This window comes from Undibacterium sp. Ji50W (genome assembly GCF_049340445.1).
GTDB lineage: Bacteria > Pseudomonadota > Gammaproteobacteria > Burkholderiales > Burkholderiaceae_D > Undibacterium.
Map to the genome: position 1 here is coordinate 1 of NZ_JBMPOX010000016.1, position 15,802 is coordinate 15,802.

Annotated in this window: 12 protein-coding genes and 1 tRNA gene; all 13 read left to right on the top strand. The window is 51.4% G+C overall.

The window, feature by feature from the left end:
• Nucleotides 1-727 (top strand): EF-Tu/IF-2/RF-3 family GTPase (locus tag ACO0K9_RS19610; protein ID WP_422987774.1); only part of this gene is annotated, 727 nt, incomplete at its 5' end.
• Nucleotides 728-801: 74 nt separating this feature from the next.
• Nucleotides 802-877: transfer RNA gene (locus ACO0K9_RS19615), tRNA-Trp, on the top strand.
• Between the two features lie 35 nt (nucleotides 878-912).
• Nucleotides 913-1,296, top strand: a complete 384-nt coding sequence (gene secE / locus ACO0K9_RS19620; RefSeq protein ID WP_422987775.1) for a preprotein translocase subunit SecE — start codon at nucleotides 913-915, stop codon at nucleotides 1,294-1,296.
• Nucleotides 1,296-1,889, top strand: a complete 594-nt coding sequence (gene nusG / locus ACO0K9_RS19625; protein WP_422987776.1) for a transcription termination/antitermination protein NusG — start codon at nucleotides 1,296-1,298, stop codon at nucleotides 1,887-1,889. Before secE ends, nusG begins: the two co-directional genes overlap by 1 nt.
• A 154-nt stretch (nucleotides 1,890-2,043) precedes the next feature.
• Entirely contained in the window at nucleotides 2,044-2,475 is a 432-nt protein-coding gene (gene rplK, locus ACO0K9_RS19630) for a 50S ribosomal protein L11 (RefSeq protein ID WP_422987777.1), read from the top strand.
• Nucleotides 2,475-3,170: a 50S ribosomal protein L1 gene (rplA, locus tag ACO0K9_RS19635; protein WP_110258377.1), complete on the top strand. Its 696-nt coding sequence runs from the start codon at nucleotides 2,475-2,477 to the stop codon at nucleotides 3,168-3,170. Before rplK ends, rplA begins: the two co-directional genes overlap by 1 nt.
• 298 nt (nucleotides 3,171-3,468) lie before the next feature.
• Nucleotides 3,469-4,008, top strand: a complete 540-nt coding sequence (rplJ, locus tag ACO0K9_RS19640; RefSeq protein ID WP_422987778.1) for a 50S ribosomal protein L10 — start codon at nucleotides 3,469-3,471, stop codon at nucleotides 4,006-4,008.
• Nucleotides 4,009-4,060: 52 nt separating this feature from the next.
• Nucleotides 4,061-4,429, top strand: a complete 369-nt coding sequence (gene rplL, locus ACO0K9_RS19645) for a 50S ribosomal protein L7/L12 (RefSeq protein ID WP_422987779.1) — start codon at nucleotides 4,061-4,063, stop codon at nucleotides 4,427-4,429.
• Between the two features lie 222 nt (nucleotides 4,430-4,651).
• Nucleotides 4,652-8,758 (top strand): DNA-directed RNA polymerase subunit beta, encoded by a 4,107-nt coding sequence (gene rpoB, locus ACO0K9_RS19650; RefSeq protein WP_422987780.1) that lies wholly within the window; start codon nucleotides 4,652-4,654, stop codon nucleotides 8,756-8,758.
• Between the two features lie 245 nt (nucleotides 8,759-9,003).
• On the top strand, nucleotides 9,004-13,233 hold the full coding sequence (gene rpoC, locus ACO0K9_RS19655; RefSeq protein WP_422987781.1) for a DNA-directed RNA polymerase subunit beta': 4,230 nt from the start codon (nucleotides 9,004-9,006) through the stop codon (nucleotides 13,231-13,233).
• Nucleotides 13,234-13,368: 135 nt separating this feature from the next.
• On the top strand, nucleotides 13,369-14,181 hold the full coding sequence (locus ACO0K9_RS19660) for a biotin--[acetyl-CoA-carboxylase] ligase (protein ID WP_422987782.1): 813 nt from the start codon (nucleotides 13,369-13,371) through the stop codon (nucleotides 14,179-14,181).
• 105 nt (nucleotides 14,182-14,286) lie between these two features.
• Entirely contained in the window at nucleotides 14,287-15,057 is a 771-nt protein-coding gene (locus tag ACO0K9_RS19665) for a type III pantothenate kinase (protein WP_422987783.1), read from the top strand.
• 17 nt (nucleotides 15,058-15,074) lie between these two features.
• Nucleotides 15,075-15,755: an SPOR domain-containing protein gene (locus tag ACO0K9_RS19670; protein ID WP_422987784.1), complete on the top strand. Its 681-nt coding sequence runs from the start codon at nucleotides 15,075-15,077 to the stop codon at nucleotides 15,753-15,755.
• Nucleotides 15,756-15,802: the final 47 nt, after the last annotated feature.

Below are 15,802 nucleotides of genomic sequence, written 5' to 3' on the forward strand. Positions count from 1 at the left end.
TGAATTGTTGTCCAAATACGAATTCCCAGGCGACGACCTGCCTATCATTCAAGGTTCCGCCAAGTTGGCCCTCGAAGGCGACCAAGGTCCATTGGGCGAAGAAGCCATCATGAAACTGGCTGACGCTTTGGATACCTACATCCCAACACCAGAACGTGCTGTTGACGGCGCCTTCCTGTTGCCAGTAGAAGACGTATTCTCCATCTCCGGTCGCGGTACAGTTGTTACTGGCCGTATCGAACGCGGTATCGTCAAAGTAGGCGAAGAGATCGAAATCGTTGGTATCAAAGACACAGTCAAAACAACCTGCACCGGCGTTGAAATGTTCCGCAAACTGCTCGACCAAGGTCAGGCAGGCGACAACGTCGGCGTATTGCTGCGTGGTACCAAGCGTGAAGACATCCAGCGTGGTCAAGTGTTGGCAAAACCAGGCTCCATCAAGCCTCACGCCCACTTCACAGGCGAGATCTATGTATTGTCCAAAGATGAAGGTGGCCGTCATACACCATTCTTCAACAACTACCGTCCACAGTTCTACTTCCGTACAACGGACGTTACTGGTTCGATCGAGTTGCCGAAAGACAAAGAAATGGTCATGCCAGGTGATAACGTCTCTATCACAGTCAAACTGATCAACCCGATCGCGATGGAAGAAGGCTTGCGCTTCGCTATCCGTGAAGGCGGTCGTACTGTCGGTGCTGGCGTTGTTGCTAAAATCATCGAGTAATTCAGTAGTCAACTGAGTGAAAAACGGCGACCTGCTTTAAGGTCGCCGTAGTAGTTCAGGTAGTTTAAAGATGTAGGGGTGTAGCTCAATTGGCAGAGCGACGGTCTCCAAAACCGTAGGCTGGGGGTTCGATTCCCTCCGCCCCTGCCACCATCAAGGCCATAGGCACCGAAAGTAAATAAAGTATGTCTAATCATCCCGTTCAAACTGTTAGTACATCCAATGACAAGTACAAAGTCATCTTGGCGGTAGTAGCTGCAGTTGCCGGTGTTGCTGCTTTTTATATTCTCGCTGGACAAGCGACGTGGATACGCGCCGCCGCTTTGGTTTTGGGGTTGGTCATTGCAGCAGGTTTTGTTGCAACTTCAGAAATGGGTCGCGATTTCTTTGATTTTGCCAAGGAATCAGTTCGCGAAACCAAAAAAGTAGTTTGGCCAACAAGAAAAGAAGCCGGTCAGATCACTGCCGTGGTATTTGGCTTTGTGTTAGTGATGGCGCTTTTCCTGTGGGGCACTGATCAGTTGATCGGATTTTTGTTGTATGACGTAATCCTCGGATGGAAAAAATAATGAGCGATAACATTCAGGAAAACGAAGAAGGTACAGCACCAACGGTGTCTGTACCTAAAAGCGCTAAAAGATGGTACGCCGTGCATGCTTATTCCGGTATGGAAAAGAGCGTGCATCGTGCATTGGTTGAGCGCATAGAACGCGCAGAGATGCAGGACAAATTCGGTCAGATCCTGGTTCCTACCGAAGAAGTCATCGAAGTAAAAAACGGCAAGAAGGCAGTGACTGAACGTCGCCTGTTCCCTAGCTATGTATTCGTCGAGATGGAAATGACTGACGATACCTGGCATCTGGTAAAAAACACCAGCAAGGTAACTGGCTTTATCGGTGGCAAATCGAACAAGCCTTCACCGATACCGCAGCATGAAGTAGACAAGATTTTGCAGCAGATGCAGGACGGCGTAGAAAAACCAAGGCCAAAAGTCTTGTACGAAGTCGGCGAAGTAGTACGTATCAAGGATGGTCCTTTCACTGACTTTAACGGTAACGTCGAAGAAGTGAATTACGAAAAATCCAAAGTACGTGTCACTGTCACCATTTTCGGTCGTGCCACTCCAGTTGAACTGGAATTTGGTCAAGTCGAAAAAGTATAAAGAATTCACGTTGATCAGTACGTAACACAGCAATGTGTTGAAACTGATCAGGAAAATCCTTGTGGAATAGTAAGGGTTTTCCAGCAGGCAGAGGAGCCTGTTGGTGTGACTTAACATTAACAGGCGCTACTACTCATTTATCGAAGGAGCCAACATGGCAAAGAAAATCATTGGTTTTATCAAGCTGCAAGTGCCAGCTGGTAAAGCAAACCCATCCCCACCTATCGGTCCAGCTCTGGGTCAACGTGGTCTGAACATCATGGAATTCTGCAAAGCGTTCAACGCACAGACCCAAGGTTTCGAACCAGGTATGCCTATTCCTGTCGTGATCACAGCATTTGCTGACAAGTCTTTCACTTTCGTGATGAAGACTCCTCCAGCAACTTACCTGATCAAAAAGGCAGCTGCGATCACTAAAGGTTCTTCCAAACCGCATACTGACAAAGTGGGTAAAATCACTCGTCAGCAAGCTGAAGAAATCGCGACCGTTAAACGCGCTGATTTGACAGCCGCCGATATGGACGCAGCAGTGCGTACTATCGCTGGTTCTGCTCGTTCCATGGGCATCACGGTGGAGGGTCTGTAATGGCTAAGTTATCTAAAAAAGCAAAATTGCTGGCAACGAAAGTTGACCGTCTGAAAGTGTATCCATTTGACAATGCTATCGCTTTGATCAAAGAATGCGCTACGGCAAAATTCAACGAATCCATCGACGTATCCGTACAACTGGGCGTTGATCCTAAAAAATCTGACCAGGTTGTTCGTGGCGCCGTGGTATTGCCAGCTGGTACAGGCAAGACAGTACGCGTAGCCGTATTTGCACAAGGTGCAAAAGCGGAAGAAGCGAAAGCTGCCGGTGCTGATATCGTTGGTATGGAAGATTTGGCTGAACGCGTTAAAGCTGGCGACATGCCATTTGACGTTGTTATCGCTTCTCCAGACACTATGCGTATCGTCGGTACTCTGGGTCAGATCCTGGGCCCACGTGGCCTGATGCCTAATCCTAAAGTCGGTACAGTGACGCCTGACGTAGCCAATGCAGTTAAAAATGCAAAAGCGGGTCAAGTTCAGTATCGTACAGACAAAGCCGGTATCATCCACACAACAATCGGCCGCAAGTCGTTTGCTGATGGCGATCTGAAATCCAACCTGGTTGCGCTGATCGATGCTTTGAACAAAGCAAAACCAGCATCCAGCAAAGGTGTGTATCTGCGTAAAGTATCCATCTCATCCACTATGGGTGCAGGTGTACGTGTAGATCACGCCAATCTGGCAGGCTAAGCAAGAATTAAGTCCCTGCATCGATGATGCAGGGCGCATCTTTGGGCTGGATGTTTTGAACAAATATCCAGAGTGTCAAAGACCGTTGGGCCGAGTGTGTAAGAGTGGTAAAAAAACATGAGGTTAATATCTGAAGAGCAATCGACAGGTCCCAACGCAGATGGTGTACCCGAACAAGTTTTGTAGTGATTACTGGTCCCCCAGTGAAGCTCCTAACTTCGGACGCCGTGTTCGAAACGATATGAGGGAAGTGCATCATTCCGGTGTATGGACTGAGTATCATTAATGGAGGTTGACCGTGAGTCTCAATCTGAATGACAAAAAAGCCGTCGTCGCTGAAGTCTCTGCAAAAGTAGCAACTGCACAGACTATCGTCGTGGCTGAATATCGTGGCATCCAGGTCGGTCATTTGACGCAATTGCGTGCTAGCGCACGTGCTCAGGGCGTATACATGCGTGTGTTGAAAAACACATTGGCACGTCGCGCTGTTGAGGGAACTGCATTTGCCAGCCTCGCTTCTGAAATGACAGGTCCGTTGATTTATGCAATCTCGGACGATGCTGTTGCCGCTGCTAAAGTCGTTCAAGACTTTGCAAAAAGCAATGACAAACTGGTCGTTAAAGCAGGTAACTATGCAGGCAAATCGCTGGATAAAGCTGGCGTTGTCGCATTGGCAAGCATTCCTAGCCGTGAAGTTCTGTTGGCGCAAGTAGTTGGCATGATGCAGGCTCCTGTATCTGCTTTCGCACGCGCTCTGGCAGCCGTCGCAGCACAGAAAGAAGCAGGTTCTCCTGCAGCACCAGTAGCTGAAGAAGCTGCTGAAGCTGCCGCAGAATAAGTTTTTTTCCGTCAAATACCGTATCAATGTAATTAATTAATTGGAGTTTCAAATGGCACTTAGCAAAGACGATATCCTGGAAGCCGTAGGCGCGATGTCCGTAATGGACCTGAACGACCTGGTAAAAGCTTTCGAAGAAAAATTCGGCGTATCCGCAGCAGCAGTAGCAGGCCCAGCAGCAGCCGGTCCAGCAGCAGCAGTTGAAGAACAAACAGAATTCAACGTAATTCTGTCCGAAGTTGGCGCAAACAAAGTTGGCGTTATTAAAGCAGTTCGCGAAATCACTGGTCTGGGCTTGAAAGAAGCTAAAGATCTGGTTGATGGCGCACCAAAACCAGTTAAAGAAGCAGTTTCCAAAGCTGATGCTGATGCAGCTAAGAAAAAACTGGAAGATGCTGGCGCGAAAGCCGACATCAAGTAATTCAGGTACCATGGCAAGTCTTCGGATTTGCCCAAGTCAAAGACAGGAATCCTCTCGGAAGAGAGGGTTCCTCTTTGGCTTCTTTGTCGTTCAGGGTTGTTTAGCTGTTTATTAAGACCTAGGGTTGAGACTTGAGGTTGTTTTGTCACAGAGTTGCTGTGTTTTATTTTTGTGACAAGAATCCTGAATTCTCTATCCTTCCTTGCCGCTCACGGAGTGTCCATGCACTACTCATTTACTGAGAAGAAGCGTATTCGTAAATCTTTTGCGAAGCGCGCCAACGTCCACAACGTTCCGTTCTTACTGGCGACTCAAATCGAGTCATACCAGAGCTTTTTACAAGAAGACAGAACACCGTCAACTCGCAAAAATGAAGGCTTGCAGTCCGCCTTCACGTCGATTTTCCCTATTGTTTCGCACAATGGCTTTGCACGTCTGGAGTTCCTGTCCTACGTTTTAGGCGATCCTGCATTTGACGTCAAGGAATGTCAGTTGCGCGGTCTGACTTATGCATCACCTTTGCGTGCAAAAGTCCGCCTGGTTATCCTGGACAAGGAATCACCAACCAAACCGGTCGTCAAAGAAATGAAAGAACAGGAAGTCTACATGGGCGAATTGCCTTTGATGACAACTACTGGTTCTTTTGTCATCAACGGTACCGAGCGTGTCATTGTTTCCCAGTTGCATCGTTCCCCGGGCGTATTCTTTGAGCATGACCGCGGCAAGACACATTCTTCCGGTAAATTGCTGTTCTCGGCAAGGATCATTCCTTACCGTGGTTCCTGGCTCGATTTTGAATTCGATCCTAAAGATATCCTGTTCTTCCGTATTGACCGCCGTCGCAAGATGCCAGTCACGATCTTGTTGCGCGCCATAGGCATGAGCAATGAACAGATTCTGGCCAATTTCTTTGTCTTTGATAATTTCAATCTGCACAATGATGGCGCAGAAATGGAATTCGTCGCAGAACGTCTGCGTGGCGAAGTTGCCCGTTTTGACATCAGCGATAAAGATGGCAAAGTCATCGTCGCCAAAGACAAGCGTGTCAACGCAAAACACGTACGTGAAATCGAAGCCGGTGGCATCAAGCACATTTCCGTGCCTGAAGACTACCTGCTGGGCCGCGTACTGGCAAAAAACATCATTGATGCAGACACGGGTGAAGTGATCGCCAATGCCAATGATGAACTGACAGAAGAATTGCTGGGTCGCCTGCGCGATGCCAAAGTCACTGATATCCAGACCTTGTACACCAATGACCTGGATCAGGGTGCCTACATCTCGCAAACACTGCGTGCTGATGACACAGCGGACCAGATGGCCGCCCGCGTTGCCATCTACCGCATGATGCGTCCTGGCGAACCGCCAACAGAAGATTCTGTTGAAGCCCTGTTCAATGGCCTGTTCTACAGTGAAGAGCGTTACGATTTGTCCGCAGTCGGTCGCATGAAGTTCAACCGCCGTATCGGCCGTGATGAACTGACAGGTGCCATGACTTTGTCGAACGAAGACGTATTGGCCGTGATCAAGATTTTGGTTGAGCTGCGCAATGGCCGTGGCGAAGTCGATGATATCGATCACTTGGGTAATCGTCGCGTACGTTGCGTTGGTGAATTGGCTGAGAATCAGTTCCGTGCTGGCCTGGTACGTGTTGAACGTGCTGTCAAAGAGCGTCTGGGTCAGGCTGAAGCCGACAACCTGATGCCGCATGACCTGATCAACTCCAAACCTATCTCTGCTGCGATTCGTGAGTTCTTCGGTTCTTCCCAATTGTCCCAGTTTATGGATCAGACCAACCCATTGTCAGAAATTACGCACAAACGTCGTATTTCCGCCCTGGGACCTGGTGGTTTGACACGTGAACGCGCCGGCTTTGAAGTCCGCGACGTTCATCCAACCCACTATGGCCGCGTCTGCCCGATTGAAACACCAGAGGGACCAAACATTGGTCTGATCAACTCGCTGGCTTTGTATGCACGTCTGAACGAATACGGTTTCCTGGAAACCCCATACCGTAAAGTCGTAGACAGCAAAATCACCAGCCAGATCGATTACCTGTCTGCCATTGAAGAAGGTCGTTACATCATCGCTCAGGCGAATGCGACGATCGACGGCGAAGGCAAACTGATAGATGAACTGGTCTCAGCCCGTGAAGCTGGCGAAACGATCCTGGTATCCCCGGAACGTATCCAGTACATGGACGTGGCAACTGGCCAGGTGGTTTCTGTGGCGGCATCCCTGATCCCGTTCCTGGAACACGATGATGCGAACCGCGCGCTGATGGGTGCCAACATGCAACGTCAGGCTGTTCCTTGCTTGCGTCCAGAGAAAGCATTCGTTGGTACAGGTATTGAACGTACCGTGGCAGTTGACTCCGGTACCACAGTACAGGCACTGCGTGGCGGTAAGGTTGATTACATCGATGCGGGTCGTATCGTTATTCGCGTGAATGATGCTGAAGCACAGGCTGGTGAAGTCGGTGTGGATATCTACAACCTCATCAAGTACACCCGTTCCAACCAGAACACCAATATCAACCAGCGTCCTATCGTCAAGGTCGGCGACCTGGTTGCCAAGGATGACGTGCTGGCTGACGGCGCATCGACCGATCTGGGCGAATTGGCCCTGGGTCAGAACATGCTGGTCGCCTTCATGCCATGGAATGGTTATAACTTCGAAGATTCGATCCTGATCTCTGAAAAAGTTGTGGCTGATGACCGCTACACCTCGATTCATATCGAAGAATTGTCGGTTGTTGCCCGTGACACCAAGTTGGGTGCGGAAGAAATCACCCGCGATATCTCCAACCTGGCAGAAAACCAACTGGCTCGTCTGGATGAATCCGGTATCGTCTACATCGGCGCTGAAGTCACTGCTGGTGATACCCTGGTCGGTAAAGTGACACCAAAAGGTGAAACCCAACTGACACCAGAAGAAAAACTGCTGCGCGCCATCTTCGGTGAAAAAGCATCTGACGTGAAAGATACGTCCCTGCGCGTGCCTTCCGGCATGGTAGGTACCGTCATTGACGTACAAGTGTTCACCCGTGAAGGCATACAACGCGACAAACGTGCACAACAGATTATCGATGATGAATTGAAGCGTTATCGCCTCGATCTGAACGATCAGTTGCGTATCGTTGAAGGCGATGCGTTTGAACGTCTGGAACGTATGCTGGATGGCAAGATCGCTGATGGTGGTCCGGCTAAACTGGCTAAAGGTACCAAGATCACCAAGGAATACCTGGCCAGCGTGGATAAATACCACTGGTTCGATATTCGCCTGGCATCGGATGATGCAGCGAATGCGCTGGTAGCGATGAAAGATTCCATCGCGGAAAAACGTCATCAGTTCGATCTGGCTTTTGAAGAAAAACGTACCAAGCTGACGCAAGGCGATGAATTGCCGCCAGGCGTGCAAAAAATGGTCAAGGTCTACCTGGCTGTCAAACGTCGCCTGCAACCTGGCGACAAGATGGCGGGTCGTCACGGTAACAAGGGTGTGGTTTCCCGTATCGTGCCTATCGAAGACATGCCTTACATGGCTGACGGTACCCCGGCAGACATCGTGTTGAACCCATTGGGTGTTCCATCACGTATGAACGTCGGTCAGGTTCTGGAAGTGCATCTGGGTTGGGCAGCCAAAGGTCTGGGCTTGCGTATCGGCGAAATGCTGAAAGCCAAAGCCAAGATAGAAGAATTGCGTGATTTCCTGAAGAAGATTTATAACGAATCTGGCAAGAAGGAAGACATCGACGGCTTGTCCGACGCTGAGATCCTGGAATTGACCAACAACCTGAAACACGGTGTGCCATTTGCAACGCCAGTGTTTGACGGTGCACATGAAGATGAAATCCGTCGCATGCTGGATCTGGCCTTCCCTGACCATATCGCAGCACAACTGGGCATGACACCATCGAAGAACCAGGTCACCCTGTTCGATGGCCGTACCGGTGAAGCGTTTGAGCGTAAAGTCACACTGGGCTACATGCACGTTCTGAAATTGCATCATCTGGTTGATGACAAGATGCATGCACGTTCGACCGGTCCTTACTCTCTGGTCACGCAGCAACCACTGGGCGGTAAAGCACAGTTCGGTGGTCAGCGTTTCGGTGAGATGGAAGTCTGGGCACTGGAAGCCTACGGCGCGTCCTACGTCTTGCAAGAGATGTTGACAGTCAAGTCGGATGACGTGAATGGCCGTACCAAAGTGTATGAAAACCTGGTCAAAGGTGACCACGTGATCGACGCCGGCATGCCAGAGTCCTTCAACGTTCTGGTCAAGGAAATTCGCTCTTTGGGTATCGACATCGATCTCGAACGCAATTGATTGAAGTAAAGTTGTCGTAATTAGTAGTAAAACCATCGCCTGGATACCCTCCGGGCGGTGGTGTTATAAGAAGCTAGCTAGTAAGCAGTCTGGAAGCAGATAGTCGTTCCCGGTATCAGCGGAACCTGTGTCGCCAAGCGACCTGGCTCTCCCGCCGATGCGAACAGGGTCAGACGTCCTAAGTGCTTCCCTTGCAGCACCATTCAGCCACCAAGCGTTTTGCGCGCTTCACTGGAGTGATACACATGAAAGCCCTGCTCGATCTATTCAAGCAAGTCCAACCCAACGAACAATTCGACGCGATCAAAATTGGTCTGGCGTCTCCAGAAAAGATTCGTTCCTGGTCCTACGGCGAAGTTAAAAAGCCGGAAACCATCAACTATCGTACCTTCAAGCCTGAGCGCGATGGTCTGTTTTGCGCCAAGATTTTTGGCCCAATCAAAGATTATGAATGCCTGTGCGGCAAGTACAAACGCCTGAAACACCGTGGCGTGATCTGCGAAAAATGCGGCGTTGAAGTGACCCTGGCCAAAGTGCGTCGTGAACGCATGGGCCATATCGAGCTGGCTTCTCCAACTGCGCACATCTGGTTCCTGAAATCCCTGCCATCCCGTCTGGGTATGGTGCTGGACATGACTTTGCGCGATATCGAACGCGTGTTGTATTTTGAAGCATATGTGGTCACCGATCCTGGCATGACCCCGCTGAAAAAATGCCAGATCATGTCGGAAGACGACTACGCTGCCAAATACGAAGAACATGGCGATGAATTCACTGCATACATGGGTGCCGAAGGTATCCGTGAATTGCTGCGTTCCATCGACATCGACCGTGATGCAGAAACCCTGCGTACCGAGTTGAAAGAATCCAAATCTGAAGCCAAGATCAAGAAATACGCAAAACGCCTGAAAGTACTGGAAGCATTCCAGCGCTCCGGCATCAAGCCAGACTGGATGATCATGGAAGTGCTGCCGGTCCTGCCACCAGAACTGCGTCCATTGGTCCCGCTGGATGGTGGTCGTTTTGCGACTTCCGATCTGAACGATCTGTATCGCCGCGTCATCAACCGTAACAACCGTCTGAAGCGCCTGATGGAATTGCGCGCTCCTGAAATCATCACACGCAATGAAAAGCGTATGTTGCAGGAAGCCGTCGATTCCCTGCTGGATAACGGTCGTCGCGGCAAGGCCATGACCGGTGCCAACAAGCGTCCTCTGAAATCCCTGGCAGAAATGATCAAGGGTAAGGGCGGTCGTTTCCGTCAAAACTTGCTGGGTAAGCGCGTCGATTACTCTGGCCGTTCCGTTATCGTGGTGGGTCCACAACTGAAATTGCATCAGTGCGGCTTGCCAAAACTGATGGCGCTGGAACTGTTCAAGCCTTTCATTTTCAATAAACTGGAATTGATGGGTCTGGCAACTACCATCAAGGCAGCGAAAAAACTGGTGGAAATTCAAGAACCAGTGGTCTGGGATATCCTGGAAGAAGTCATTCGCGAACATCCGGTCATGCTGAATCGCGCACCGACCTTGCATCGTCTGGGTATCCAGGCGTTTGAGCCAGTCCTGATCGAAGGTAAAGCGATCCAGTTGCATCCACTCGTCTGCGCGGCCTTCAATGCCGACTTTGACGGTGACCAAATGGCGGTTCACGTTCCTCTGTCTATCGAAGCACAGATGGAAGCTCGTACATTGATGCTGGCATCCAACAATATTCTGTTCCCATCGAATGGTGAACCGTCTATCGTTCCTTCCCAGGATATCGTGTTGGGTCTGTACTACGCTTCCCGTGAAAAAATCAACGGCAAGGGCGAAGGCATGATGTTCCCTGACGTTTCAGAAGCGATCCGCGCCTGGGACAACAAGGAAGTCGAACTGGCTACCCGCGTGACAGTCCGTATTACCGAATATCCAAAAGATCCGGCAACTGGCGAATTCGTCAAAACCATCAAGCGTTATGAAACGACGGTTGGCCGTGCGATTTTGTCTGAAATCCTGCCTAAGGGTCTGCCATTTACGGTATTGAACCGTCCGCTGAAGAAAAAAGAAATTTCCAAGCTGATCGATACGTCTTTCCGTAAGTGCGGCCTGCGCGCAACCGTTGTGTTTGCTGATCAATTGATGCAATCCGGTTTCCGCCTGGCGACACGTGCCGGTATCTCCATCTGTATCGATGACATGCTGGTACCGCCGCAAAAAGTAACGCTGGTAGCGAATGCCGAGCACGAAGTCAAACAGATCGAACAGCAATATGCGTCCGGTCTGGTGACTGCCGGCGAGCGTTACAACAAAGTGGTCGATATCTGGGGCAAGACCGGTGATGAAGTCGGCAAGGCCATGATGGAACAACTGAAAGTTGAACCAGTCACCCGCCGCGACGGCTCTGTCGGTACACAAGAATCTTTCAACGCCATTTACATGATGGCCGACTCCGGTGCGCGTGGTTCTGCAGCCCAGATTCGTCAGTTGGCAGGTATGCGTGGTCTGATGGCGAAACCGGATGGTTCCATTATTGAAACACCGATCACCGCGAACTTCCGCGAAGGTCTGAACGTTTTACAGTACTTCATTTCCACGCATGGTGCGCGTAAAGGTCTGGCCGATACCGCGTTGAAGACAGCGAACTCCGGTTACCTGACACGTCGTCTGGTGGACGTTACCCAGGATCTGGTCGTGGTGGAAGATGACTGCGGCACCTCCAATGGTTCATCCATGAAGGCCATCGTTGAAGGCGGTGAAGTTAACGTGCCTTTGCGTGACCTGATTTTGGGCCGTGTTTGCGCCAACGACATCGTCAATCCTGAAACGCAGGAGACCCTGTACGAAGCCGGTTCCCTGCTCGACGAAACCATGGTAGAACGCATCGAAGCCCTGGGCATCGATGAAGTCAAAGTACGTACACCACTGACTTGCGATACACGCTACGGTCTGTGCGCGATGTGCTATGGCCGTGACCTGGGTCGCGGTAATCTGGTCAATTCTGGTGAAGCTGTCGGCGTTATCGCTGCGCAGTCCATCGGTGAACCAGGTACACAGTTGACGATGCGTACCTTCCACATCGGTGGTGCGGCATCCCGTGCAGCGGTGGCTTCTTCTGTTGAAGCCAAGTCCAACGGTACCATCCGTTTCACAGCGACCATGCGTTACGTCACCAATGGTAAAGGCGACCAGATCGTTATTTCCCGTTCTGGCGAAGTGCTGATCACTGATGACCACGGTCGTGAACGTGAACGTCATAAAGTACCGTACGGCGCGACCCTGATCGTCAAAGACGGCCTGGTGATCAAGGCTGGTACAGCACTGGCAACATGGGACCCGTTGACCCGTCCTATCATTACCGAATACACCGGTACGGTGAAATTCGAAAACGTCGAAGAAGGCGTGACAGTTGCCAAACAGGTCGATGATGTGACAGGTTTGTCCACTCTGGTGGCGATCGATGCGAAACGTCGTGGTAGCGCAGCGGGCAAGACACTGCGTCCACAGGTCAAACTGTTGAATGAACAGGGCGAAGAAGTCAAAATCGCCGGTACAGAACACGCAGTGACCATCGGCTTCCAGGTGGGCGCGCTGATTACCGTCAAAGACGGCCAGCAAGTTCACGTTGGTGAAGTACTGGCGCGTATCCCGACTGAATCACAAAAAACCCGTGATATTACCGGTGGTCTGCCACGCGTTGCCGAACTGTTCGAAGCCCGTTCACCAAAAGATGCCGGTATGCTGGCAGAAGTGACAGGTACGGTTGCGTTTGGTAAAGAAACCAAAGGCAAGCAACGTCTGGAAATCACAGACATGGATGGCGAGAAGCACGAATTCCTGATCACCAAAGACAAACAAGTCCTGGTGCATGACGGCCAGGTTGTGAACAAGGGTGAGATGATTGTTGACGGCCCGGCCGATCCACAAGACATCCTGCGTTTGCTGGGTATCGAAGCGCTGGCACGTTACATCGTTGACGAAGTGCAGGACGTGTACCGTTTGCAAGGCGTTAAGATCAATGACAAGCACATTGAAGTGATCGTGCGTCAGATGCTGCGTCGCGTTGTCGTGGTCAATCCGGGCGATGCCAACTACATCGTTGGTGAACAGGTTGAACGTTCCGAATTGCTGGATGAAAACGATCGCGTAGCCGCTGCGAATGGTATCTCTGCAACCTATGAAAATATTTTGCTGGGTATCACCAAGGCATCTCTGTCTACTGATTCCTTCATCTCTGCGGCGTCCTTCCAGGAAACCACACGTGTTCTGACCGAAGCTGCGATCATGGGCAAAAAAGACGGTCTGCGTGGTCTGAAAGAAAACGTCATCGTTGGTCGTCTGATACCAGCTGGTACCGGTCTGGCCTTCCATCGTGCCCGCAAGTTGAAAGAAACCTGGGAAGCCGATGAACGTACAGCCTTGCTGGAAGCAGAAAAAGCAGCATTTGCACCGTTGCCAGAAGTGGCCGCAACTGATGCGGTAGATGGCGAAGCGTAAGATTGAAATAAACGCTGAAACAAGCATTGAAATAAGCAGGAAATAAAAAACGGCACCGCTTTTGGGTGCCGTTTTTTTTAATACCTCAGCAATGTAAGCAGCCGCCAACATAGGGCAGGCAATCCAGAATTGAACATGCAAGCAAATACCTTATCGAATCAGAACTTACAACTGAATGCCGCAGAAATTGAAATGCGCTGCGATGGGCCGGCACGCCAGGTCGATATCGAAGTGATCGCCGAAACCGGTTCCACCAATGCCGACCTGATGGCCAGGCTGGCGCAATTGCAGCGCCCAGTCTTGCGCATTGCCGTGCACCAGACAGCGGGGCGTGGCCGCGCCGGACGCCCGTGGCTGAGCGTACCCGGCGGCATGCTGACTTTTTCGCTGGCCTGGCACCTGCCGCAGGCACCGCAGCATTTGCTGGGCTTGCCACTGGCAATTGGCGTCGCCCTGGCCGAAACCCTGAATACCCTGGGCCTGAGCGTACAACTCAAATGGCCGAATGACATTTTGCGCGATGGCAAAAAATTGGCCGGCATCTTGCTGGAATCGGCAGCCGCACAACATGGCGGTACCTGGATCGTCGCTGGCATAGGTCTGAATCTGCAGGTTTCCGACGCGCTGGAAGCCGAACTGGGGCGGGCCATCGCCGATGCCCCCTGGCTGGCCAGGATGGATAGAAATGCCCTGGTCGCCAGTTTGCTGAATGCATTGGCAATGACGCTGGAACAATTTGGCAATCAGGGATTTTCCGGTTTTTTACCGCGCTGGAACGCCTTGCATGCCCACGCCGGACAAACCGTCAACATACTCGATCACGGACAGACCCTGCATACAGGTGTTGCGCTGGGGGTAGACCTGCATGGCTGCCTGGTCTTGCAGACCGCACAGGGACAAGTTAATGTCATGGCGGGCGATGTGTCGCTGCGCCCTGCAGTGACATAAGCGACATGAACAACGTAGGCAACGTAGGTGACACAGGCGACCTGAACGACGTAGGCTGCATAGGTTGGATGACCATGCCGGGCAGCAGCATAACAAGGAAAGCAGATGCAATTATTGATTGATGCCGGCAATACCCGTATTAAATGGGCCGTGCCAGTCGCTGAGTTAGCGCTTGCCGGGCAGCCACCAGTGTGGCTGCACAGTGGCTCGGTCAGTCATGCCGAACTGGCCAGCTTTGACCAGGCCTGGCAGCACATACCGGTCAGCACAGTACTGATCTCGAATGTGGCAGGTGCCACGATCAAGGCTGAATTGACGGCCATCTTGCAGAAGCTGCAGCCTGCTGCGCTGGTAAGCTGGTTTGCCTCGCAAGAGCAGGTCGCCGGTATCCACAATACCTATCGCAACCCGGCACAACTGGGTTGTGACCGCTTGGCTTCCATGGTCGCCGCGCACTACCTGTTCCCGCAGCAGGATGTGGTGGTCGCCACCTGTGGAACTGCCACCACAGTCGATGCCGTAACCGCGCAAGGCCAATTTCAGGGCGGCATGATATTACCAGGCCTGAAACTGATGGCAGAATCCCTGGCACGCAATACTGCGCAATTGCCGCAAGTGGCTGAATCCATCCATCTTGCTGGTATTTTTGCCGACAATACCGACCAGGCCATCGTCAGCGGCTGCATCAGTGCCCAGGTCGGTGCCATTCGCCGTGCCGTCAGTGCGCTGGAAGAACAGCAAAAACAGGCAGTCACCTGCGTGATTTCTGGCGGTGCGGCCCCTTATTTGATCGCACATTTGGGTCTGCGCCACCAACATGTCGACAATCTGGTCTTGACGGGGCTGTTTGTCGTGGCACAATCAAGCCCGGACTGATTACTACTCAAATTACCATGCTGCGATTCTTCTTCTGGAGCCTGTTGTTATTAAATGCCTTCCTGCTGGCGTTTAATCTGGGCTATTTGGGACACTGGTCACTCGATACCCATGAGCCAGAACGTTTGAAGGCGCAATACCATGCCGATCAGCTTAAACCCCTGTCCGCGACCGAAGCCCTGACCCCCAGCGATGCCACCACAGATAAAACCTCGGACGTGATAGCCTGCCTGGAAGTTGGCAATTTCGTCCAGACTGACATCGACAAGATGGAAGAAAAACTGAAGACCCTGGGCTTGGGCGAAAGACAATCGCGCATCAACGTGGTGGATGTCGCTACGCATATGGTCTTTATTCCGTCACAGGGCAGTAAAGAAGGTGCTGATAAAAAAGCCAGTGAACTGCGGCGCCTGGGCATCAGCGATTTCTATATCGTGCAAGACCAAAGCAATATGCGCTGGGGTCTCTCGCTCGGCGTATTCAAAACCGAAGAAGCGGCAAAACTGCACCTGACTAATCTTACCAACAAAGGCGTGCGCTCAGCCCGCGTTGGCCCACGCACGGTCAGTACAAATAAATTCGCTTTCCAGTTAAGAGCCTTGACCGCAGAAGAAAAAACCAAATACGACACCATCAAGGCAGGTTTCCCGGCACAGGAAAACCGCAATTGCCAGACGACGGACGATAGCAAGATCTAAAACAGCAGGTAGGAAATTTTGCATGTTGTTCTCGTCATTCGGGAATT